The 20,247-nt window shown below is 61.1% G+C and carries 21 protein-coding genes and 1 tRNA gene; 9 read left to right on the plus strand and 13 right to left on the minus strand.

Annotation, left to right across the window (positions count from 1 at the left end):
* Positions 1 to 17: 17 nt before the first annotated feature.
* From rsmD to AMM33_RS02845, 4 genes are all read right to left on the minus strand, one after another.
* A complete protein-coding gene (gene rsmD / locus AMM33_RS02830) occupies positions 18 to 662 on the minus strand; it encodes a 16S rRNA (guanine(966)-N(2))-methyltransferase RsmD (protein WP_090138566.1) in 645 nt (214 codons plus the stop codon).
* Positions 663 to 992: 330 nt separating this feature from the next.
* Positions 993 to 1,310, minus strand: coding sequence for a hypothetical protein (locus AMM33_RS02835; protein ID WP_090138568.1), 318 nt, complete (start codon positions 1,308 to 1,310; stop codon positions 993 to 995).
* 124 nt (positions 1,311 to 1,434) lie between these two features.
* On the minus strand, positions 1,435 to 2,808 hold the full coding sequence (locus AMM33_RS02840; protein WP_090138779.1) for a M16 family metallopeptidase: 1,374 nt from the start codon (positions 2,806 to 2,808) through the stop codon (positions 1,435 to 1,437).
* A 55-nt stretch (positions 2,809 to 2,863) separates the two neighbouring features.
* The gene (locus AMM33_RS02845) at positions 2,864 to 4,315 is read right to left on the minus strand and encodes a M16 family metallopeptidase (protein ID WP_090138570.1); all 1,452 of its coding nucleotides are present in this window, start codon (positions 4,313 to 4,315) and stop codon (positions 2,864 to 2,866) included.
* 28 nt (positions 4,316 to 4,343) lie between these two features.
* On the opposite strand from AMM33_RS02845, the gene ftsY reads away from it, so the two are divergent.
* The 3 genes from ftsY (at position 4,344) to pth (ending at position 7,229) form a co-directional block, all read left to right on the plus strand.
* Positions 4,344 to 5,390 carry a signal recognition particle-docking protein FtsY gene (gene ftsY, locus AMM33_RS02850; protein WP_090138781.1) on the plus strand — a complete coding sequence of 349 codons (1,047 nt, stop codon included), beginning with the start codon at positions 4,344 to 4,346 and terminating at the stop codon, positions 5,388 to 5,390.
* 135 nt (positions 5,391 to 5,525) lie between these two features.
* Positions 5,526 to 6,458, plus strand: a complete 933-nt coding sequence (rpoH, locus tag AMM33_RS02855) for an RNA polymerase sigma factor RpoH (protein ID WP_090138572.1) — start codon at positions 5,526 to 5,528, stop codon at positions 6,456 to 6,458.
* A 105-nt stretch (positions 6,459 to 6,563) separates the two neighbouring features.
* Positions 6,564 to 7,229, plus strand: coding sequence for an aminoacyl-tRNA hydrolase (pth, locus tag AMM33_RS02860; RefSeq protein WP_090138574.1), 666 nt, complete (start codon positions 6,564 to 6,566; stop codon positions 7,227 to 7,229).
* Between the two features lie 24 nt (positions 7,230 to 7,253).
* Here pth and AMM33_RS02865 read toward each other — a convergent pair whose 3' ends face one another.
* Complete coding sequence (locus AMM33_RS02865; protein ID WP_090138575.1) at positions 7,254 to 7,502, minus strand: YfhL family 4Fe-4S dicluster ferredoxin; 249 nt, start codon at positions 7,500 to 7,502, stop codon at positions 7,254 to 7,256.
* 150 nt (positions 7,503 to 7,652) lie between these two features.
* Between AMM33_RS02865 and AMM33_RS02870 the strand changes: the two genes are divergently transcribed.
* From AMM33_RS02870 to AMM33_RS02880, 3 genes are all read left to right on the plus strand, one after another.
* Positions 7,653 to 8,495, plus strand: a complete 843-nt coding sequence (locus AMM33_RS02870; RefSeq protein WP_090138577.1) for a 3',5'-nucleoside bisphosphate phosphatase — start codon at positions 7,653 to 7,655, stop codon at positions 8,493 to 8,495.
* Positions 8,492 to 9,391 carry a DMT family transporter gene (locus AMM33_RS02875; protein ID WP_090138579.1) on the plus strand — a complete coding sequence of 300 codons (900 nt, stop codon included), beginning with the start codon at positions 8,492 to 8,494 and terminating at the stop codon, positions 9,389 to 9,391. Before AMM33_RS02870 ends, AMM33_RS02875 begins: the two co-directional genes overlap by 4 nt.
* 78 nt (positions 9,392 to 9,469) lie before the next feature.
* Positions 9,470 to 10,093 carry an L-threonylcarbamoyladenylate synthase gene (locus AMM33_RS02880; protein WP_090138581.1) on the plus strand — a complete coding sequence of 208 codons (624 nt, stop codon included), beginning with the start codon at positions 9,470 to 9,472 and terminating at the stop codon, positions 10,091 to 10,093.
* A 140-nt stretch (positions 10,094 to 10,233) separates the two neighbouring features.
* Here AMM33_RS02880 and AMM33_RS02885 read toward each other — a convergent pair whose 3' ends face one another.
* The 3 genes from AMM33_RS02885 to AMM33_RS02895 all read right to left on the minus strand — a co-directional run bounded on the left by AMM33_RS02885 (position 10,234) and on the right by AMM33_RS02895 (position 12,717).
* The gene (locus AMM33_RS02885; protein WP_090138583.1) at positions 10,234 to 10,824 is read right to left on the minus strand and encodes a DUF3501 family protein; all 591 of its coding nucleotides are present in this window, start codon (positions 10,822 to 10,824) and stop codon (positions 10,234 to 10,236) included.
* An 11-nt stretch (positions 10,825 to 10,835) separates the two neighbouring features.
* Entirely contained in the window at positions 10,836 to 12,185 is a 1,350-nt protein-coding gene (locus tag AMM33_RS02890; RefSeq protein WP_090138585.1) for a (Fe-S)-binding protein, read from the minus strand.
* A gap of 109 nt (positions 12,186 to 12,294) precedes the next feature.
* Complete coding sequence (locus AMM33_RS02895) at positions 12,295 to 12,717, minus strand: rubrerythrin family protein (RefSeq protein ID WP_062408037.1); 423 nt, start codon at positions 12,715 to 12,717, stop codon at positions 12,295 to 12,297.
* Positions 12,718 to 13,049: 332 nt separating this feature from the next.
* Here AMM33_RS02895 and AMM33_RS02900 point away from each other — a divergent pair, with 332 nt between their 5' ends.
* On the plus strand, positions 13,050 to 15,947 hold the full coding sequence (locus AMM33_RS02900; protein WP_090138587.1) for a valine--tRNA ligase: 2,898 nt from the start codon (positions 13,050 to 13,052) through the stop codon (positions 15,945 to 15,947).
* A 25-nt stretch (positions 15,948 to 15,972) separates the two neighbouring features.
* Positions 15,973 to 16,851 carry a UTP--glucose-1-phosphate uridylyltransferase GalU gene (gene galU, locus AMM33_RS02905; RefSeq protein ID WP_090138589.1) on the plus strand — a complete coding sequence of 293 codons (879 nt, stop codon included), beginning with the start codon at positions 15,973 to 15,975 and terminating at the stop codon, positions 16,849 to 16,851.
* 17 nt (positions 16,852 to 16,868) lie between these two features.
* On the opposite strand, the gene AMM33_RS02910 is transcribed toward galU, so the two are convergent.
* Genes AMM33_RS02910 through cysM form a run of 3 tightly spaced genes read right to left on the minus strand, consistent with a single transcriptional unit; the run spans position 16,869 to position 18,567 of the window.
* Positions 16,869 to 17,096: a sulfurtransferase TusA family protein gene (locus AMM33_RS02910; protein ID WP_194945191.1), complete on the minus strand. Its 228-nt coding sequence runs from the start codon at positions 17,094 to 17,096 to the stop codon at positions 16,869 to 16,871.
* Positions 17,096 to 17,653, minus strand: a complete 558-nt coding sequence (locus AMM33_RS02915) for an NUDIX domain-containing protein (protein WP_090138593.1) — start codon at positions 17,651 to 17,653, stop codon at positions 17,096 to 17,098. The genes AMM33_RS02910 and AMM33_RS02915 overlap by 1 nt, the downstream gene beginning before the upstream one ends.
* An 11-nt stretch (positions 17,654 to 17,664) precedes the next feature.
* Positions 17,665 to 18,567, minus strand: coding sequence for a cysteine synthase CysM (cysM, locus tag AMM33_RS02920; RefSeq protein ID WP_090138595.1), 903 nt, complete (start codon positions 18,565 to 18,567; stop codon positions 17,665 to 17,667).
* 147 nt (positions 18,568 to 18,714) lie between these two features.
* Between cysM and AMM33_RS02925 the strand changes: the two genes are divergently transcribed.
* A tRNA-Leu gene (locus AMM33_RS02925) sits at positions 18,715 to 18,799 on the plus strand.
* 67 nt (positions 18,800 to 18,866) lie between these two features.
* Here the strand turns inward: AMM33_RS02925 and AMM33_RS02930 are convergent.
* Positions 18,867 to 19,268, minus strand: coding sequence for an RNA-binding S4 domain-containing protein (locus AMM33_RS02930; RefSeq protein ID WP_090138597.1), 402 nt, complete (start codon positions 19,266 to 19,268; stop codon positions 18,867 to 18,869).
* Complete coding sequence (locus AMM33_RS02935) at positions 19,265 to 20,227, minus strand: SDR family oxidoreductase (RefSeq protein WP_090138783.1); 963 nt, start codon at positions 20,225 to 20,227, stop codon at positions 19,265 to 19,267. Before AMM33_RS02935 ends, AMM33_RS02930 begins: the two co-directional genes overlap by 4 nt.
* Positions 20,228 to 20,247: the final 20 nt, after the last annotated feature.

Consider the following 20,247-nt stretch of genomic DNA (forward strand, 5'->3'; position numbering starts at 1 on the left):
AAATGGATGGCGGCAAATTATGCAGTGCGTTGCAGCAAATGCGCGTGCACGGCACCGGCTTTGAGGTGGCGCTCGCACTGCAAGCCCAGCGGCTGCAAAGCCTCTGGCGTCCAGGCCTGCGGCGCTTCGAGGTAGACCCAGCCGCCCACAGGCACTGCCCGTACAGCGGCTTGAAGTGCGGGCTCAAACCAGGGTCCATCAAAGGGCGGGTCGATGAACACCAGATCGACACTGCCCGCAGACAAGCGCTGCAAAGCGGTGATGGCGTCGCTGCGCTGCACCTGCACCGTGCTGGCTTGCAAGCGCACAACATGCTCTTGCAAGGCACGCACAAGCAAAGAATCTTGTTCGAGCATGAGCACATGCGCTGCCCCCCGCGATGCGGCTTCGAGGCCCAGAGCCCCTGTACCCGCAAAGGCATCCACACAGCGCCAGCCGCTCAGGTCTTGTCCGAGCCAGTTGAAGAGGGTTTCACGCACCCGGTCGGGCGTGGGGCGCAGGCCGGGCTTGTCGATCACTTTCAGCCGGGTTCTGCGCCACTGGCCGCCGATGATGCGCACTTCGTGTGCGGCGTGTCCCTTGGGGCCACACTGGGCGGCTGGCTTGGCTGCAGGTTGGCGCGCAGACGACGCTGCTGTTCTGTTTTTGGGCGTTGGAGGCATAGGCGGCAAGTGTAAAGGCCGCGAGCAAGCCATGACTGCGCACCAGGTCTGGATGGATTGCGGGCCTGGGCAAAGGTCGATGTCGGGGCTCAAGCCGCCGACAAATACGGCCTACCGTAGGTCGGCTCTGACGGTTGTCCGCTCCGGCACAGACCCCATGTCGGGGTCTTCGACCGCCGACCTACGAATACCGCCCCCGTAGGTCGGTAGCTTTAGCACCGACATTTTTTGCTTCGGCGCAGGCAAGAAAAAACCAGCACTTGGCTGGTTTTTTCGGGGCTGGGTCGCATGCCTCATGCGACGCCAGACTATGCGTCTGGCGTCCACCGCTTACTTGCCTTGTGGGGCTTTTACGTCGGCTTTCACTTCTGCCTTGGCAGCTGCCTTTTCAGCGCCTTTGGCTGCAGGCGCTTGTGCTTTTTCTGCCGTTTTGGCGGCGTTTTCTTTGTTCGCTTTCTGTTCAGCTTTGGCCGCTGCCTTTTTCTCGGCTTTGGTCGCTTTGGCTTCGGCCTTGGCATCTTTCATGTCAGCCTTGGCGGGCGCAGCAACTGCTGCGGGTGTGGTGGTCGCCGCAGGGGCTGCAGGCGCTTGAGCGAATGCACCGGCAGCGAAGAAACCGGCAACCAGTGTAGCGAGCAACTTGTTCATGATAAGACTTCTTTCATTCGGGTTTGAAGCCCAACACCTTGTTGGACTTGCAACTACAACGCGGCCCGAAGACGTGGTGAGGACGAAGTGCTGGGTGCAGTTGTAACGCCGTGTGTCCGATCTTTCAAGGCGCGCTGCCGCCCAACACCACCGTGGCCATGCGATCTGGCTGCAGCACGCGGGCCATGGCCCGACGCACATCGGCGGTGGTCACGCGCTCGACCTGCTGCGTCCAGGTGTCCAGGTAATTCAGCGGCAAGCGGTTCCAGGCGATGTTGGCCACGTTTTCCAGCAGTTTGCGGTTGCTGTCAATGCGCAGGGCAAAGCCGCCCACCAGATTCGATTGGGCGGCTTGCAACTCGGCTTGGCTTGGGCCTTCTCGCACAAAGACCTGCACCACTTCCTTGGCCACCTGCAATGCTTGCACAGCCTGGTCAGGACGGGTCTGTAGGCCCACGGTAAAGGCCCCGGCATGCAAACCCGGCGAGAAGTAGCTGTAAACACTGTAGCTCAGGCCGCGTTTTTCCCGCACCTGCTCTGTCAAGCGCGACACAAAACCGCCACCACCCAAAATATGGTTGCCCACCAGCAGAGGGAAGAAGTCAGGATCGTTGCGCTTGTAGCCCGGCTGCCCCAAGAGCACATGGGCCTGCGCCGAATCAAACGGCAGCATCAAGTCCTGGGCCTGCGCCAAAGCGGGCACTTCGGGCACCGCAGGCAGGCTCTGGCATCCGGGTTCGCTAGGCCACAGTGCCAGCAAGCGCTTGACCAGTTCATCGGCCTGTGCGCGCGTCAAGTCGCCCACCAAACTGACGGAGGCACGGCAAGAGCGCAGCGCCTTGGCATGCAATGCACGCAAATCTTGGGCCGAGATGCGCGACAAGGACTCGGGCGTGGCCCGATAACCATAAGGGTGCGCACCATACACGGCTTGGGCAAAACGGTTTTGTGCCACGACAGCGGGCTTGGTCAAGGACTCGCGCAGGCTGGCCGACATCTTTTCGCGGTCTCTGGCCCAAATCGCCTCGGGAAAGGCAGGATGCGCCATCTGGCGTGCAGCCAGCGCCACCGCCTTGTTCAGCAAATCCGGGTAGCTCAAACTGCGCAGAGAAAAGCTCAAACGGTCACCACTGGTGCTGCTGCCAAAACTGGCACCCAGATCAGCCCAAGCCTCACCGATCTGGTTCTCATCGAGGGCCTGGGCATACGGGCCCTTGCCCGACGGATCGGCCCGCAGGCCACTGGCGATTTGACCGGCCATGACCGAAGCCAGCCCAGCCTGGGTGGCCGGGTCGCGGCGGCTGCCTGCGTCCAGGTCGATCTGCACATCCACCATGGGAATGGCATGGCTTTCGACCAAGTACACCCGCGCCCCGCTGGCCTGAGTCCAGTGCGCAATCGGCAAGGTCGCTTGCGCCCCACCGACCAGCCATAGGCTGGCCCCCAGCAAGCACACCGAACGCCAGCAACGCAACGGTGCGGCTGGCCAAGTAAACATCAAAGGCATGGGGAATTTCACTTTCATGAGGGGGTGTTAACACTGCGGCGGAGGCTCAGTGCCGTGCGCCTACAGGCGCACGCCGGGCACGCGCGTGACCGGACAGCGGTTGTGGACGCAACACCGCCACCGTAAGGCTGTCGTCGCCAAAGTATTTTTGGGCCACGGCTTGCACCTGGGCCGCTGTGACCTGACGCAAACGGGCCATCAGTTGGGTGCCATGGTCGGGCGGCAGCCCCAAAACCCAGGCCACACCCAACTCGCGGGCCTGGTTGAAGACCGAGTCCAGCTTGTAGATTTCGCTGGCCACCCATTGGGTTTTGACGCGCTGCAGCTCGACCTCGTTGACGCCCTCGGTGGCCACGCGCTGCACCTGGGCACGCAAGGCCGCTTCCAGCGCTTGCGGTGTTTGGCCTTTGGCGGGCACACCTTCCAGATAAAAGAACTGCGGCCCACGTCCCATGAGGCCGTTGTAGGCACCCACGCTGTCGGCCAGGCGGTTTTCACCTTGGGTCAGGGCGCGGTCCAGACGCGCGCCGCTGTAGCCATCGAGCACAGCCGCCAGCACCGTCAGGGCCAGGGCATCGTCGTGCTCAGGCGAGGCCGCGAGGCTCGCCAAGCGCGGCACCTTGAAGGCCAAGGCCACATACGACTGCTCAGCCGGGGCTTTGAATTCGAAGCGACGCAGGCCTTGCTGCGCGGGCTCTTCTCGTGGCTTGCGCTCGGGCACAGCTCGGGTCGGGATGACGCCGTAATACTGGTCAGCCAGTGCCTTGACTTGCAGCGGGTCGACATCGCCCGCCACCACCACCACCGCGTTGGCCGGGGTGTACCACTTGCGGTAAAAGTCGCGGGCGTCCTGCGCCGTCATGGCCTCGAGGTCGCTCATCCAGCCGACGATGGGGCGACGGTAGGGCGAAGCCGACAAGGCCGTGGCCGAGAGCATTTCGTGCAACTGGGCGCGGGGGTTGTCGTCGGTGCGCAGGCGGCGCTCTTCTTTCACCACCTCCAGCTCTTTGGCAAATTCGGCATCGGGCCACTGGTTGTTGGCAAAGCGGTCCGACTCCAGACGCATCACGGCTTCGAGTTGGTTCGACGGAATCTGCTGGTAATAGCCGGTGTAATCCTTGGCGGTGAAGGCGTTTTCGCGCCCGCCCAAAGCGGCCACGCGCCTGGAAAACTCCCCCACAGCCAAGGTGGGCGTACCTTTGAACAGCATGTGCTCGAGCACATGGGCCACACCGCTGGTGCCATCCACCTCGTCCATGGAGCCCACGCGCAGCCACACCATGTGCACCGCCGTGGGGGCGCGCCGGTCAGGCTTGACCCACAGCGCCATGCCGTTGGCCAATGTGAAGGTTTGAACCGATGCTCTGGGCGCAACCTGTGCAGCATTCGCAGCTGTGGTGGAGCCCGCCGGGGTGGGCGTTGCCTGCGCCCACAAGGCCAGAGGGGATGCCAGTACCGTGAGAGTCAGGGAAATTCCAACAAGAAAATGGGGTTTCATAGAATGCATGATCCTTGAAAAGCCAGCCATGTTCAGTTTCTTCAAAAAAAAATCCCCGCCACCTGAGGCCCAATCGCCGACTGCAGGCGTCACTGCAGCCGCATCGGCAGGCATGTCACCCCCAGCCGCACCGGATGCCCCTGCAGGGGACTCAAGTGCCCAAACCGCACCTGCGGCAAGGCAAGGCTGGATGGATCGGCTCAAAGCCGGTCTGCGTAAAACCGGCTCCAACCTCACCACGGTGTTCACCGGCACGCGCATCGACGACGCACTTTATGAAGAGCTGGAAACAGCCTTGCTGATGGCCGACAGTGGCGTCAAGGCGACAGAATATTTGCTGCAAGACCTCAAGCGCCGCGTCAAGGAAGCCAAGGCCACTGAACCCGCTCAAGTCAAGGGCTTGCTGGCCGACGCCATTGCCCAGTTGTTGCAACCCCTGCAAAAACCTCTCGAAATCGGCGCGCATCATCCCACGGTGATCATGGTGGCCGGGGTCAACGGCGCAGGCAAAACCACCTCGATTGGCAAGCTCACCAAGCACTTGGCCGATGATGGCCTGAGCGTGCTGCTGGCGGCAGCCGACACCTTCCGCGCAGCGGCCAAGGAGCAATTGGCCGTCTGGGCCGACCGCAACACCGTGGAAATCATCAGCCAACAAGGCGGTGACCCGGCAGCCGTGAGCTTTGACGCGGTGAGCGCAGGGCGCGCCCGGGGCCGCGATGTGGTGCTGGTGGACACCGCGGGGCGACTGCCCACACAGCAGCACCTGATGGAAGAACTCAAAAAAATCAAGCGAGTGGTGCAAAAAGCCGATGCCACGGCGCCGCACGAGGTCTTGCTGGTGATCGATGGCAACACGGGCCAAAACGCCCTGGCCCAGGTCAAGGCCTTTGACGAGACCCTGGGCCTGACCGGCCTGATTGTGACCAAACTGGACGGAACGGCCAAAGGCGGGGTTCTGTGCGCCATTGCACGCGAAAGGCCGATCCCGGTCTATTTCATCGGCGTGGGCGAGCAACTGCAGGACCTGGAAACCTTCGATGCCCACGAGTTTGCCCAGGCGCTGCTGAGCTGAAAACAAGCTCTGTACAAGGGAAACCTCGACAAACAAAGGGTTAACCCTAGAACCTCCAGGGTGTAGACCCTCCGATTTAGCACTCCACCCCGGAGAGTGCTAATATTCAAGGAATTCTCTGAAAGGAGTTCTGGTATGTCTGTTCAAACTGGATCCCCCACCCAAGCCATCGCATTGACCAACCCTTGGGCCGTGGTGCCCTCGATCGGCCACCTAGACGCTTATATCTCTGCGGTCAACCGCATGCCCATGCTCACCCTCGAGGAAGAGCAAGAGGCAGCCCGCCAACTCAAAGCCAACGACGACCTCGAAGCCGCCCGCAAGCTGGTGCTCTCGCACCTGCGTCTGGTGGTGTCGGTCTCGCGCCAATACCTGGGCTATGGCCTGCCACACGGCGACCTGATCCAGGAAGGCAATGTGGGCCTGATGAAGGCGGTCAAACGCTTTGACCCCGACCAAGGCGTGCGTCTGGTGAGCTACGCGCTGCACTGGATCAAGGCCGAAATCCACGAGTACATCCTGAAAAACTGGCGCATGGTCAAGGTGGCCACCACCAAGGCCCAGCGCAAGTTGTTTTTCAACCTGCGCTCGATGAAGCAGGGCTACAAGTCCGATGCCGACGAAGGCACGCACCGCGACACCCTGACGCCCGACCAGGTCGACGCGATGGCGAACAGCCTGAACGTCAAGCGCGAGGAAGTGCGTGAGATGGAAATGCGCATGTCCGGCGGCGATGTGCTGCTGGACCCGGCCCCCTCGGACAACGGTGAGCAGGCCTTTGGCCCCATTGCCTACCTGGCCGATGTGAACCACGAGCCCACCGCGATGATCGAAGCGCACCAGCGTGACCTGATGGCCAGCGATGGCTTGGCGACCGCTTTGAGCGTGCTGGACGACCGCAGCCGCCGCATTGTGGAAGAACGCTGGCTCAAGGTGAACGACAACGGCTCGGGCGGCATGACGCTGCACGACCTGGCTGACGAGTACGGCGTGAGCGCCGAGCGCATCCGCCAAATCGAGGTGGCGGCCATGAAAAAAATGAAAAAGGCCCTGGTGGAATTTGCCTGAAGCGTATTGATATCCATAGCCAGCACCCAAGGCCCGCGCAAGCGGGCCTTTTGCTTGGTCTGCACGATGGCAAGTCCGCAGAAACCGAGCAGGGATAATCGCCACATGATCAAACTGTTAGTTGGCCTGGGCAATCCGGGCAGTGAATACGAAGACACCCGACACAACGTCGGTTTTTGGTGGATCGACGCGGTCGCACGCGAACTCAAGGTCTCCCTCGTGCCCGAGCGCAGTTACCACGGACTGTTGGCCCGCACCACGGTCAAGGGGCAAACCGTGTGGCTGCTGGAGCCGCAAACCTTCATGAATTTGTCGGGAAAATCGGTCAGCGCCTTGGCCAGGTTCTTCAAAATCCAGCCTCAGGAAATTTTGGTGGCCCATGACGAATTAGACATTTCACCGGGTGAAGCCAAGCTCAAGTTGGGCGGCAGCCATGCAGGACACAACGGACTGCGCGACATCCACACCCAATTGGGCACGGCCGATTACTGGCGCTTGCGCATTGGCGTGGGGCATCCTGGCGTCAAAGCCGAAGTGGTGAACTGGGTCTTGAAAAAGCCCATGGCAGAGCACCGGTTGGCGATTGAGGAAAGCATTGCCCGTTCCGTCAAGGCCTTGCCCTTGCTGCTGGCGGGCGACATGGAAAAAGCCATGGCCCAAATTCACACCAGCAAGCCGCCGCGCCCCAAACCGCCGAAACCTGCCCCAAGCCAATCAACTGTCACACCGGCAGACACACCGGGCCAAACGCCACCGCCTACAGCCAACTGAGCCACCAAAGCCCTCAAAAGGCTTTTACTGGCTCTGCAAACGCCGGTATTTGGCCCACAAGGATTCCTGGCTCTCTACATGCTGCGGGTTCACCGGGATGCAAGCCACAGGGCAGACCTGTACACACTGTGGCTCGTCAAAATGCCCCACACATTCGGTGCATTTACCGGGATCGATTTCGTAAATTTCCTCGCCCAGATAGATCGCCTGATTCGGGCACTCGGGCTCACACACATCGCAGTTGATGCATTCGTCGGTAATCATCAGTGCCATGTCGCAGGCTCCGGCAGGGTCATCAGGTTCATGGCGGGATTATCGGCCAGGCACAACACCCCGACCCAGCGCAAGGCTGTTGCCGGGGGCTTGGGATGGCGGCAGTGGGCACATCGGCGCATGCGCCTAAAATGAACCGTGGAACACATCATGAACGCCGACCTGCACTGCCATTCCGTCATCTCCGACGGCACCCTCACCCCCGAAGCCCTGGCCGAACGCGCCAAAGCCAATGGCGTCGAACTTTGGGCCCTGACCGACCACGACGAAATTGGCGGTCAGCAACGCGCCCTGACGGCTGCGCGTGGCTTGGGTCTGCCCTACCTGACCGGCACCGAGATTTCGGTCACCTTTGCCCACCAGACGGTGCACATCGTCGGATTGGGCTTTGACCACCACAACACCGCATTGGCTGAAGGCCTGCGCCGCACCCGGGGCGGGCGCAGCGAACGCGCCCAGGAGATGTCAGACGGCCTGGCCAAAGTCGGCATCAAAAACGCCTACGAAGGCGCCCTGCACTACGTGGGCAACCCCGAGCTGATCTCGCGCACCCACTTTGCCCGGCATCTGGTCGAAACGGGTGTCTGCAGCGACACCTCGGAGGTGTTTCGCAAATACCTGACCGAAGGCAAACCCGGCTACGTGCCGCACCGCTGGGCGCGGCTGCAAGAAGCGGTGCAGTGGATCACCGAGGCCGGTGGCATCGCCGTCATTGCCCACCCGGCCCGTTATGGCTTCACGCCCAACGAAGAGTACGCACTGTTCAGCGAATTCAAGGCCCATGGCGGGCGTGGGGTAGAAGTCATAACCGGCAGCCACTCCTCGCAAGAAGCGGTGCGCTACGCAGAAACCGCCCTCGAATTCGACCTGGTGGCTTCGCGCGGCAGTGACTTTCACAGTCCCGAAGAAAGCCGCATCGACCTGGGCACCCTGCCCCTCTTGCCGGGTCAGCTGACCCCCGTCTGGGACATGCTCGCCGACCGCATCCAGTGAACCCGACGCACCGACACGCCAGCCTTCAGGGCATCGGCTTTGCGGTCTTGGCCACCGCCTGTTTCGCCACCTTGGACACCACCACCCGGCATGTGAGTGCCGGCCTGTCGGTATTGGTCGCCCTGTGGTTCCGCTACGTCATTCAGGCGCTGATCACCACCATCGTGGTTTGGCCCGGCCGTGGCCGCCAAGTGTTGCGCACCCGCAACCCCCGCTTTCAGCTGGCGCGAGGACTGCTCTTGTTGGCCTGCGGCGTCCTGGCCTTCACAAGCCTCAAGTACATGCCCGTGGGCGAGTTCACCGCCATCTCGCTTTTGAGCCCGCTGGTGATCACCTTGCTGTCGGCCTGGATGCTCAAGGAAAGCATCCGCCCCCTGCGCTGGCTGCTGGTGCTGGGCGGTTTCGTGGGCACCTTGGTCATCATTCGCCCGGGCAGCCATGAATTTGACTGGACCTTGGCCTTGCCCCTGCTGCTGGTGCTGGCCAATGCCGGGTTCCAGATTCTGACCAGCCACATGTCCAAGACCGAGGACCCGATCACCACGCACTTTTACACAGGCTGGATCGTGACGGTGCTGGCCTCCCTCATGCTGCCTTTCGTGTGGCAAATGCCCACCGATGGGGTGGTTTGGCTGCAGCTGTTGCTGATGGGCCTGATGGGCACGGTGGGGCACTTTTTCCTGATCCTGGCCTATGGCCGCGCCCCGGCCGCCACGCTCACCCCTTACATGTACGCACAAATTGGCTTCGGTGTGCTGGGCGGCTGGATCGTCTTCAACCACCTGCCTGACCAATGGACCTTTGTGGGCATGGGCTTGATTGCGCTGTGCGGTGCTTTGGGGGCCTGGCTCACCGTGCGTGAAAACCGCATCAACATCCAGCCCCCGGAAACCTGAGGACAGCCTCTTTTCAAAGCGGGCCCCGCCCCCATATTTAGACATTCACGCTTCACCGGCAGTCGACTGCCTTGACCCATGGCCCAGTTTTTCACTGTTCACCCCGACAACCCGCAAGCGCGCCTGCTCAAGCAAGCCGTGCAGCTGCTCAACCAAGGCAGCGTGCTGGCCGTGCCCACCGATTCCAGTTACGCCCTGGTCTGCCACCTGGACGACAAAAACGCCGCCGACCAGTTACGCCGCATCCGGGGTGTGGACGACAAGCACCACTTGACGCTGCTGTGCCGCGACCTGAGCGAGCTGGCTAACTACGCCAAAGTAGACAACCGCCAGTTTCGCGCCATCAAGCAGGCCACGCCTGGGCCCTTCACCTTCATCCTCGAAGCCACCAAGGAAGTGCCGCGCCGCTTGAGCCACCCGCAGCGCAAAACCATCGGTCTGCGCGTGCCCGAGCACAAAGTGTTGCAAGAACTGCTGGCCCTGCATGGCGCCCCACTGCTGGCGGCCACCCTCATCATGCCGGGCGAAGAGCTGCCGCTGAACGACCCCGAAGAGATTCGTGAACGACTGGAACACCAGGTGGGCGCGGTCATCGATGCCGGGGCGTGCTCGCTCGAACCCACCACCGTGATCGACATGAGTGGCGATGAACCCACCGTGCTGCGCCACGGTCAAGGCGACCCGGCTCAGTTGGGCCTCTAAGCCACGACCTTCTGCCCAGACACGGGCCCGGCGCTCTTAGGCGCAGACAAGTCAGAAGCGACCGAGATACCGATCAAAAGAAAACCCCTGCAACAGCCCAAGGGCCGCAGCAGGGGTATGGCATGAAAATCACTGACGGATTACTTCAGATCACCCGCCAAACTGGCCAGCGTGTCGGGCGCGATGTCGATGTGTGAGGGGTAATGCGTGTGGTCGCACCCCAACTTGACCCCAGCGCCAGCCTTCACGGCCGCACACATGGCGGGCTTGAGTTCAAAGCGCACAAAGTGCACCGCTGAGGTTTTTTCATCGGTCTCGCGGTCCAGGTCTTCGTCGGCAATGGCATAAACACGGCCATGGCCTTCGACTTCAACAAACATGCGGTCTTCCACGCCGATCAGCTTGGCCAGTTCGCGTCTGCGCTCATTGATGTCGACGTACTCGATCATCATGGTCGCCTTCCAGTTGCTGCCGTCCGGCACCAGCGGGGCATAGGCCTCGATCTCTTGCAGGATGCCCTCTTCTTCGAAGACTTTTTCGATGCGCAGCATCTCCTGGATCTGGTAGCGGATGGTGGTCTCGCTCTCGAACTGCATGTTGATGTGCTCACCCAGGCGGACGCTGCGCAGCTTGCGGTGGGCAATCACTTCTGGCTTGTGCACCTTGCGCCACTTGGTGTAGGCCTCCAAAGACATCAGGGTCTCGGGCGTGATTTTTCCGGTGAGTTGCATGGCAGTGTTCCTTATTTGAGACCGTAGGCTTTGCGCACCAAGGTCAAGGGGTGGTTCAGTTCAGGGGCGCCCAGGCCATTGACCTCAAAGCCCTGGGCAATGTGGTGGCCGCCCAGCGGGCAGTCGGAGCTGATGAAGTCGGGCTTGGAGCCGTCCTTCATGGTGGCCATGGCTTTGAACACGGGTTTGCCGATCTTCATCGCCATCTCGTGTGAGCCTTTTTTGACGCCGTAAGTGCCAGCGTGGCCCGAGCAGCGCTCGATCGTGTTGATCTCGGTGTCCGGGATCATCTTGAGCATTTCTTCGGTCTTCTTGCCGATGTTTTGCACCCGACCGTGGCAAGGAATCTGGTAGCTCACATTGCCCAGCTTTTGCGGGAATTCGGTCTTGAGCAAGCCATCGCGTTTGCGGGCCATGAAGTATTCAAACGGGTCCCACATCGCGTCTTTGACCAACTGGGTGTCGGTGCAGTCCGGGAACATGAGCGGGATTTCCTGCTTGAACATCAAAGCACAGCTGGGCACGGCCGCCATGATGGCGTAACCGTCTTTGGCGTATTTGGCCAGGACCGGGATGTTGGCTTCTTTGGAGTCCTTGACCGAGTCCAAGTCGCCCAGCTCCAGCTTGGGCATGCCGCAGCATTTTTCTTTCTCGACCAGCACATACGGGATGTCGTTGTGGTCCAGAATTTTGAGCAAGTCGTGGCCAATGCCCGGCTCGTTGTAGTTGATGTAGCAGGTGGAATAGATCGCCACTTTGCCCGGTGTTTTATCGCCGTCCACCACTTTGGACGCTTGGGCATCCGGGGCGCTGGAGCGGAACTTTTTAGTGGCCAACGAGGGCAGCCAGGCGTTTTTGTCCACGCCCGCCACGCTCTCCATGACGCTGCGCGCCGCTTCGGTTTTGTTGATGGCGTTGATGGCTTGCACAACGATCGGGATGCCGGCAAAGGAGCCGTGTGTGTCGGTCGAGGCGAGGAACTTTTCAGCAGCGCCCACTTCACCTTTTTTGAACTTGATGGCTTTGGCGCGCAACATGGTGTGCGGGAAGTCCAGGTTCCACTCGTGGGGAGGGGTGTAGGGGCACTTGGTCATGTAGCACAGGTCGCACATGAAGCACTGGTCGACCACTTTCCAGTAGTCCTTTTTGTCGACGCCATCGACTTCCATGGTGCTGCTTTCATCCACCAGGTCGAACAAGGTGGGGAAAGAGTTGCACAGGCTCACACAGCGGCGGCAGCCATGGCAAATGTCAAAAATGCGCTCAAGCTCATCAAAGCACTTTTCTTCGTTGTAGAAGTCGGGGCTCTCCCAGCCCAGCGCGTGCCGGGTGGGGGCTTCGAGGTTGCCTTCTTTGGCCATGTTGTGCTCCTTTGGGATTTTTATCGGGTTTTTCTGAAGACTCTGCAGCCAGAGCCCTGAGAAAAACCCGCTGCGACTTGCGGTGCAGCGGGCTCGCGGACCAGGGGAATCAATCCACCAGTTCGTTCAAGGCTTTCTGGTAACGGTTGGCGTGTGAACGCTCAGCCTTGGCCAGGGTCTCGAACCAGTCGGCGATTTCGTCAAAACCCTCTTCGCGGGCGGTCTTGGCCATGCCAGGGTACATGTCGGTGTACTCGTGGGTTTCGCCAGCCACAGCCGAAGCCAGGTTGTCACGTGTCGAGCCAATGGGCATGCCAGTTGCTGGGTCGCCGGATTGCTCCAGGAATTCCAGGTGACCGTGGGCATGACCTGTTTCACCTTCAGCGGTGGAACGGAACAGGGCTGCCACGTCGTTCTGACCTTCAACGTCAGCTTTGTTCGCGAAGTACAAATAGCGACGGTTGGCCTGGGATTCGCCAGCGAAGGCGTCCTTCAGGCATTGTTCCGTGCGCGAGCCTTTGAGTGCTGCCATGGATATCTCCTTGTGGGTTTTGAGTCGATTGCCCTGGCAGGATCGCCAGAGACGGCGTAGATTAACTCTGTACCGTTCAGTCTGCCCAATAGATTGATGCAATGGCATTGATTGCCCGATGCTATTGAGCAGCCGCATTGATAAATATCAACTAATTAGCCGCCCCCCCTTCTCATTTGCAGGACTGCAAGCTGACGGTAAACCCGAGCAGCGGGCCCTTCAGGCCCAAGAGCAGGCCAGAAGGGCTGGGTAAAATCATTGTTTTGGGGCCTGACAGGGTCCCGCACGGCATCTGCTGAGCTGCCGTTTTCTTTTTTGAAAAGACCCTCCCCATGAGCAACGCACCCGCCACTGTGGCGCATCAGCCCGGCCTTGAGAGCCTGTCCAAATCGTTTGAACCCGCCGCGCTGGAAGCCCATTGGGGACCCGAGTGGGAGAAACGCGGTTACGGTGTCGCCGGTTTCCGGGGCACCCAAGCGCCCAAGGAAGGCGCTCCAGCGTTTGCCATCCAGCTGCCCCCGCCCAACGTGACCGGCACCCTGCACATGGGCCACGCCTTCAACCAGACCATCATGGACTCGTTGACCCGCTACCACCGCATGCTGGGCCACAACACGGCCTGGATTCCGGGCACGGACCATGCGGGCATCGCCACCCAGATCGTGGTGGAGCGCCAGCTGCAGGCCAAAGGCATCAGCCGCCACGACATGGGCCCCACACCCGCAGAAGCGCGCAAGAACTTTGTGAGCAAGGTGTGGGAGTGGAAAGAAGAATCGGGCAGCACCATCACCAGCCAAATGCGCCGCATGGGCGACAGCGTGGACTGGAGCCGCGAATACTTCACGATGGACCCCAAGCTGTCCCAAACCGTGACCGAAACCTTTGTGCAGCTTTACGAGCAAGGCCTGATCTACCGCGGCAAACGTCTGGTCAACTGGGACCCAGTGCTGCAAAGCGCCGTGTCCGATCTGGAAGTCGAAAGCGCCGAAGAAGACGGCTCGATGTGGCACATCCGCTATGAATTGGCCGATGGTTCGGGAAGCGTGACCGTGGCCACCACCCGCCCCGAAACCCTGCTGGGTGACGTGGCCGTGATGGTGCATCCAGAAGACGAGCGCTACAAACACCTGATTGGCCAACAGGTCAACCTGCCACTGTGCGGCCGCACCATCCCCGTGATCGCCGACGACTACGTGGACAAGGCCTTTGGCACCGGCGTGGTCAAGGTCACGCCCGCGCACGACACCAACGACTACCAGGTCGGTCAGCGCCACAAGCTGGAGATGATCTGCGTGCTGAATTTGGACGCGACGATCAACACGAACGCGCCCGAGAAATACCAGGGCCTGGACCGCTTCGTGGCCCGCAAGGCCGTGGTGACTGACCTGGAAGCCGCAGGCGCTTTGGTCGAGGTGAAGAAACACAAGCTGATGGTGCCGCGCTGCGCCCGCACCGGCCAGGTGATCGAGCCCATGCTGACCGACCAGTGGTTTGTGGCCATGAACCAGGTGGGCCAAGGCGACGCCACCGGCAAGAGCATTGCCCAAAAAGCCATCGACGCCGTGCAGTCAGGTGCCGTGAGCTTTGTGCCCGAGAACTGGGTCAACACCTACAACCAGTGGATGAACAACATCCAGGACTGGTGCATCTCGCGCCAGTTGTGGTGGGGCCACCAGATTCCCGCTTGGTACGACGAAGACGGCAAGGTGTACGTCGCACGCAACGAGGCCGAGGCCCAAGCACAAGCCCCCGGCAAGACGCTCAAGCGGGATGAAGACGTGCTCGACACTTGGTACTCGTCGGCACTGGTGCCGTTCAGCACCATGGGCTGGCCCGAGAAGACACCCGACTACGACCTCTACCTGCCCAGCAGCGTCCTGGTCACCGGCTACGACATCATCTTCTTCTGGGTCGCCCGGATGATCATGATGACCACGCACTTCACCGGCAAAGTGCCCTTCAAACACGTCTACATCCACGGCCTGGTGCTCGATGCCCAAGGCAAGAAGATGAGCAAGTCCGAGGGCAATGTGCTCGACCCGGTTGACCTGATCGACGGCATCACGCTCGAACCCCTGCTGGAAAAACGCACCCAAGGCCTGCGCAAGCCCGAGACCGCCCCCAAGGTCCGCAAGCAAACCGAAAAAGAATTCCCAGACGGCATCCCTGCCTACGGTGCCGACGCCCTGCGCTTCACATTCGCGGCGCTCGCGTCACTGGGCCGCAGCATCAACTTTGACTCCAAGCGCTGCGAGGGTTACCGTAACTTCTGCAACAAGCTGTGGAACGCCACCCGCTTTGTGCTGATGAACTGCGAAGGCCAGGACTGCGGCCTGAAAGAGCACACCAAAGCCGAGTGCGAAGTGGGCGGCCCGGCCCACGGCTACTTGGCCTTCAGCCAGGCCGACCGCTGGATCAGCTCGCAGCTGCAGCGCGTCGAAGCCGATGTGGCCAAAGGCTTTGCCGAGTACCGCCTGGACAACGTGGCCAACACGATTTATGACTTTGTCTGGAACGAGTTCTGCGACTGGTACCTCGAAATCGCCAAGGTGCAAATCAACACCGGTAACGACGCGCAACAACGCGCCACCCGCCGCACCCTGATCCGCACACTCGAAACCATCATGCGCTTGGCGCACCCCATCATCCCCTTCATCACCGAAGAACTCTGGCAAAAAGTGTCGGTGGTGGCGGGCCGCCCGGGCGAGTCGGTCAGCATTGCGGCCTACCCCGTGAGCCAGCCTGAGCGCATCGACGAAGCAGCCGAAGCCCATGTGGCCAAGCTCAAAACCCTGGTCGACGCCTGCCGCAACCTGCGGGGCGAAATGAACGTCTCCCCCTCGACCCGCATGCCCCTGTATGTGCTGGGTGACACCACTTTCATGCAAAGCGTAGCCCCCGTGCTGCAGTCGCTGGCCAAGCTGAGCGAAGTGAAGGTGTTTGACACCGAAGCCGAATGGATAGCCGCCGCACAATCGGCCCCTGTGGCCGTAGTGGGCGAAGCGCGACTGTGCCTTTTCATCGAAGTGGATGCGGCCGCTGAAAAAATCCGTCTGAGCAAGGAAGTTGCCCGCCTCGAAGGCGAAATAACCAAGGCCAACGCCAAGCTTGGCAACGAAGCCTTTGTGGCCAAAGCCCCGCAAGCCGTGCTCGACGAGACCAGAAAGCGCGTGGCCGATTTCGGTGCCACGCTCGATAAAATTCGCCAGCAACTGCAACGCCTGGGCTGATCGCCTGCACACCAAGGACACCCCCATGAGCCACAACGTCATCCGCAAAGCCGTGTTCCCTGTTGCAGGTCTGGGCACGCGCTTTTTGCCTGCCACCAAAGCCGCGCCCAAAGAGATGCTGCCGGTGGTCGACAAGCCGCTGATCCAGTACGCGGTGGAAGAAGCCTATGCGGCGGGGGTGCGCCACATGATCTTTGTCACGGGCCGCAGCAAGCGGGCCATCGAAGACCATTTTGACACCGCTTACGAACTCGAAAGCGAACTCGAAGCCGCGCACAAGGACGAATTGCTGGCCTTGGTGCGCTCGGTGCAACCCGACGACATGGTGTGCGCCTACGTGCGCCAAAACCGCATGCTCGGCCTGGGCCACGCAGTGCTGTGCGCCGAGCCTTTGGTGGGCAACGAGCCGTTTGCGGTGCTGCTGGCCGATGACCTGATGGTCAACTCGGGCACCTCTGTGTTGTCCCAAATGGTTGAGGCCTATACCAAGCAAGGCCGATCGGTTTTGGCGGTGCAGGAAGTGCCACTCGACCAGGTCAGGCGCTACGGCATCGTCGCTGGCGAGCCTGCAGGCAAACAGCTCATCCGTGTCGAGCAAATTGTGGAAAAACCCAGCCCGGACAAAGCGCCTTCGCGCATGGGGGTGGCCGGCCGCTACATCCTCACGCCAGGCATTTTTGACGAGATCCGCAACCAGCCCACCGGCGTGGGCGGCGAAATCCAGCTCACCGATGCCATCGCCCGCCTGATGCAGCGCGAAGCGGTGTACGCATTTCAGTACCAAGGCAAGCGCTACGACTGCGGCAGCAAGGAAGGCTTTCTGGAAGCCACGGTGGAGCTGGCTTTGCAGCACCCGCAGGTGGGCGCTTCGTTCCGCGACTACCTCAAGGGCTTGAGCCTGTAAGGCTCAGCGGCCCCTTCTCAACGGCGTTTGAGTGCAAACACAAACGCCGTTTCGGTCTTTTCCTGCATCAACAAATCGTTGCCGGTCTGCCGGGCAAAGGCCTCGAAGTCGCGCCAAGCGCCCGGATCGGTTGCCGTCACTTTGAGCACCTGACCGCTGCTCATCTCGTTCAAAGCCTTTTTGGCTTTCAAAATGGGCAAGGGGCAGTTCAGGCCGCTGGTGTCAATTTCTTTGTCGATCTGCATCATGTGTCCTGATTCGCTTCCTGGCTCTGCGCGGCACGCTCTTCCCACGTCATGAATTTCGGCTCGATGCCGATGGTGCGCAGCCAGTCGCCCAAGGCGTAACCGGTGCCTGCTGGCCAGCAGATCAAATCCTCGAAGTCGAACATCTTGTACTCGGCCAACTCGGGCGACAAACGCACCTCACCCTCGGCCACCGCGTGGTATGCAATGATCACCTGGTTCATGCGCTGAAAGTCATAAACGCCAATCAGCTTGAGCGCTGACACCTTCAGGTTGGTTTCTTCGGCAATCTCGCGTGTGATGCCTTCTTCGGGCGTTTCGCCCGCTTCCATAAAGCCGGTGATCAGCGCAAAACGCCGCCCAGGCCATGCGGCATTGCGGGCCAACAAAATCTGGTCGCCCACTTGCACAATGCCTGCCAGCACGGGCGTGGGGTTGTTCCAGTGGGTGAAGTCGCAGGTGGTGCAACGCAGGCGCATCGTTTCGCCCCCGTCTTCCATTTGCGAAAGCCAGGCCAGAGGACTGGCACACATGGGGCAAAAGCGGTATTCAGCCATGAAGCCTCCGGTCAGGCGGGAAACACGCCCGTGGACAAATAGCGGTCACCGCGATCGCAGACGATGAAGACGATGGTGGCGTTTTGCGCCGTCTTAGCTACTTGCTGGGCCACCCAGCAAGCCCCCGCAGCCGAGATGCCCGCAAAGATGCCTTCGGTCCGCGCCATCTGGCGGCAGCTTTCCTCGGCATCGTTTTGGCTCACGTAAATCAGCTCGTCCACCTGGCTGGGGTCATAAATTTTGGGAAGGTATTCCTGGGGCCACTTGCGGATACCCGGAATGCGCGAGCCCTCGCTGGGCTGGGCACCGATGATGCGAATCGCCGGGTTCTTTTCTTTCAGAAACCGCGACACGCCCGTGATGGTGCCGGTGGTGCCCATGGCGCTGACAAAGTGGGTCACTTTGCCGCCCGTCTGCTCCCAGATCTCGGGGCCGGTGGTTTCGTAATGGATGCGCGGGTTGTCGGCGTTGGCAAACTGATCCAGGATGCGGCCCTTGCCTTGCGCGGCCATGTTGTCGGCCAAATCACGGGCGTATTCCATGCCGCCGCTCTTGGGCGTGAGGATCAACTCGGCACCAAACGCCTTCATGGTCTGGGCGCGTTCAATTGAAAGGTCCTCCGGCATGATCAAGACCATGCGGTAGCCCTTGATGGCCGCCGCCATGGCCAGCGCAATGCCGGTGTTGCCGGAAGTCGCCTCGATCAGGGTGTCGCCCGGCTTGATCTCGCCGCGCTCTTCGGCCCGCCGAATCATCGACAAGGCGGGCCGATCCTTCACGGAGCCCGCCGGGTTGTTGCCCTCGAGCTTGCCCAAAATCACATTGCCACGCGCAGCGCAATCCGCTGCCCCCAAGCGCTGCAAAGCCACCAAAGGTGTTTTGCCGATCGCATCTTCAATGGTTGGATAAATCATTCGCGTACTTTGCCATAACTTGACCGCAGCATCAGATGCAGTGACTTGGGTCAAGACACTTGCGTGACGATTGATCTGCAACTTTTCGTCATTGTCTTAAAAAAATCGGTCAATGCTGTGCCATAATTCATGTCTTCACAAATGCCCGCCCGGGTGGTGAAATTGGTAGACTCAGGGGACTCAAAATCCCCCGCCGCAAGGCGTGCCGGTTCGAGTCCGGCCCCGGGCACCAGAACAAGGCCGCAAGTTCTAGCAACTTGCGGATTTTTTCTTGGGCGCTTCACAGGCTTATCCCGCCCTCAATCGATCCCCGCACTCCAACGGTCATTCCAGTTGCGCTCAATCTGCCGGCGGTCGCGCTTGGTGGGACGGCCCTGTTCAATGCTCAGCGCGGGCTCACGGGCCAAACGGTTCTGTTCGGCGGCTTTTTGACGGGCCGAGATGCTTTCCGGCGTTTCTGTGTAGAGCAGCTGCGCCACCGTAGCCGGGCCACGCACGCCGCTCAAACCTTGCACCACAACCGTGCGCTCCACAGCGCCTTGGCGCAGACACACGGTGTCGCCGGGTTTGACCTCTTTGGACGGCTTGGCGTCCTGGCCGTTGACCTGCACACGGTTCTTGCCGATCTCTTCGCTGGCCAGGCTGCGGGTTTTGTAAAAACGGGCCGCCCACAGCCATTTGTCGATGCGCAAAGAAGTCATCGCGCCCCCGAAAACAAAGCGCCTTGCGGGCTCAGGCCGTCGCGCACATGCGGGTAATGCAAGCGAACCTTCAATTCTTTTTTCATGCGGGTGTTGTCCAGCCGCCTGGACTCGCTCATGAAGCTGAGCAGCATCAGGGGCAAGGCGGTGTTGGCATCGTGGCGTGAAATGCGGGGTGGCTTGGCCAAGCCATAAAGGCCAGCGGCCAGGTCAAAGTAGTCGCCCATCTTCAGATCGGTGTCGTCGGTGACGTTCACCACGCGCTGCGGCTTGCCGCGCCACAAAGCGGCGGCACAGACCCGGGCCAGATCGTTGGCATGGATGTGGTTGGTGTACACATCCTCCTTGGCCACCAGCACGGGCGTGCCCCTGAGCAAGCGCTCGCGGGGCGTGCCGCCTTCGCGGTCGGGGGCGTAAATGCCGGGGATGCGCAGCACACTCACCCGCACGCCACTGCGCCCCAAAAACCGCATCAAATTTTCCGCATCGACCCGGCGCTGAGCGCGGGGGGTGTGCGGATTCACGGTCCGGGTTTCATCGACCCGCTGACCGGCGCAGTCGCCATAAACACCCGTGGTGGAGCCATAAACCAAGGCTTGTGGCAGCGTGCGCAGGCGCAAGGCGCGCACCAAGGCCAAGCTGCGCGGATCACGGTCCGAGGCGCCTTGGCGGTCGGTGGGCGGCGGCGCCAGATGGATCACCCGGTGTGCAATGCCAGCCAAGCGCTTCAAGCTGACTGCATCGTCCAGGTTGCCCTGCAAGGGGGTGATGCCGCAGGCCCGCAGCAGCCTCACCCGTTCAGGTGAAGAAGTCAGCGCCATCAGCCGCACACGTTGGCTTTGGGGCGCACCCAGCTGACCCGCAGCGCGCAAGCCCACATCGCCACAGCCCACGATCAAAACGCGCTGGCGGCGAAAACGGGCAGGCCGTGCGCCCAAGGGGGTTTGGTTTGAAGGCAAAATCAAGGGTTCCGGGTGAT

The sequence above is a fragment of the Limnohabitans sp. DM1 genome (genome assembly GCF_001269385.1).
In the GTDB taxonomy this organism is placed as follows: domain Bacteria; phylum Pseudomonadota; class Gammaproteobacteria; order Burkholderiales; family Burkholderiaceae_C; genus Limnohabitans_A.

What these genes read in the sequence shown, in the direction of transcription:
- rsmD (WP_090138566.1), bottom strand. Translation starts at nt 662, where the DNA reads ATGCCTCCAACGCCCAAAAACAGAACAGCAGCGTCGTCTGCGCGCCAA.
- AMM33_RS02835 (WP_090138568.1), bottom strand. Translation starts at nt 1,310, where the DNA reads ATGAACAAGTTGCTCGCTACACTGGTTGCCGGTTTCTTCGCTGCCGGT.
- AMM33_RS02840 (WP_090138779.1), bottom strand. Translation starts at nt 2,808, where the DNA reads ATGTTTACTTGGCCAGCCGCACCGTTGCGTTGCTGGCGTTCGGTGTGC.
- AMM33_RS02845 (WP_090138570.1), bottom strand. Translation starts at nt 4,315, where the DNA reads ATGAAACCCCATTTTCTTGTTGGAATTTCCCTGACTCTCACGGTACTG.
- ftsY (WP_090138781.1), top strand. Translation starts at nt 4,344, where the DNA reads ATGTTCAGTTTCTTCAAAAAAAAATCCCCGCCACCTGAGGCCCAATCG.
- rpoH (WP_090138572.1), top strand. Translation starts at nt 5,526, where the DNA reads ATGTCTGTTCAAACTGGATCCCCCACCCAAGCCATCGCATTGACCAAC.
- pth (WP_090138574.1), top strand. Translation starts at nt 6,564, where the DNA reads ATGATCAAACTGTTAGTTGGCCTGGGCAATCCGGGCAGTGAATACGAA.
- AMM33_RS02865 (WP_090138575.1), bottom strand. Translation starts at nt 7,502, where the DNA reads ATGGCACTGATGATTACCGACGAATGCATCAACTGCGATGTGTGTGAG.
- AMM33_RS02870 (WP_090138577.1), top strand. Translation starts at nt 7,653, where the DNA reads ATGAACGCCGACCTGCACTGCCATTCCGTCATCTCCGACGGCACCCTC.
- AMM33_RS02880 (WP_090138581.1), top strand. Translation starts at nt 9,470, where the DNA reads ATGGCCCAGTTTTTCACTGTTCACCCCGACAACCCGCAAGCGCGCCTG.
- AMM33_RS02885 (WP_090138583.1), bottom strand. Translation starts at nt 10,824, where the DNA reads ATGCAACTCACCGGAAAAATCACGCCCGAGACCCTGATGTCTTTGGAG.
- AMM33_RS02890 (WP_090138585.1), bottom strand. Translation starts at nt 12,185, where the DNA reads ATGGCCAAAGAAGGCAACCTCGAAGCCCCCACCCGGCACGCGCTGGGC.
- AMM33_RS02895 (WP_062408037.1), bottom strand. Translation starts at nt 12,717, where the DNA reads ATGGCAGCACTCAAAGGCTCGCGCACGGAACAATGCCTGAAGGACGCC.
- AMM33_RS02900 (WP_090138587.1), top strand. Translation starts at nt 13,050, where the DNA reads ATGAGCAACGCACCCGCCACTGTGGCGCATCAGCCCGGCCTTGAGAGC.
- galU (WP_090138589.1), top strand. Translation starts at nt 15,973, where the DNA reads ATGAGCCACAACGTCATCCGCAAAGCCGTGTTCCCTGTTGCAGGTCTG.
- AMM33_RS02910 (WP_194945191.1), bottom strand. Translation starts at nt 17,096, where the DNA reads ATGCAGATCGACAAAGAAATTGACACCAGCGGCCTGAACTGCCCCTTG.
- AMM33_RS02915 (WP_090138593.1), bottom strand. Translation starts at nt 17,653, where the DNA reads ATGGCTGAATACCGCTTTTGCCCCATGTGTGCCAGTCCTCTGGCCTGG.
- cysM (WP_090138595.1), bottom strand. Translation starts at nt 18,567, where the DNA reads ATGATTTATCCAACCATTGAAGATGCGATCGGCAAAACACCTTTGGTG.
- AMM33_RS02930 (WP_090138597.1), bottom strand. Translation starts at nt 19,268, where the DNA reads ATGACTTCTTTGCGCATCGACAAATGGCTGTGGGCGGCCCGTTTTTAC.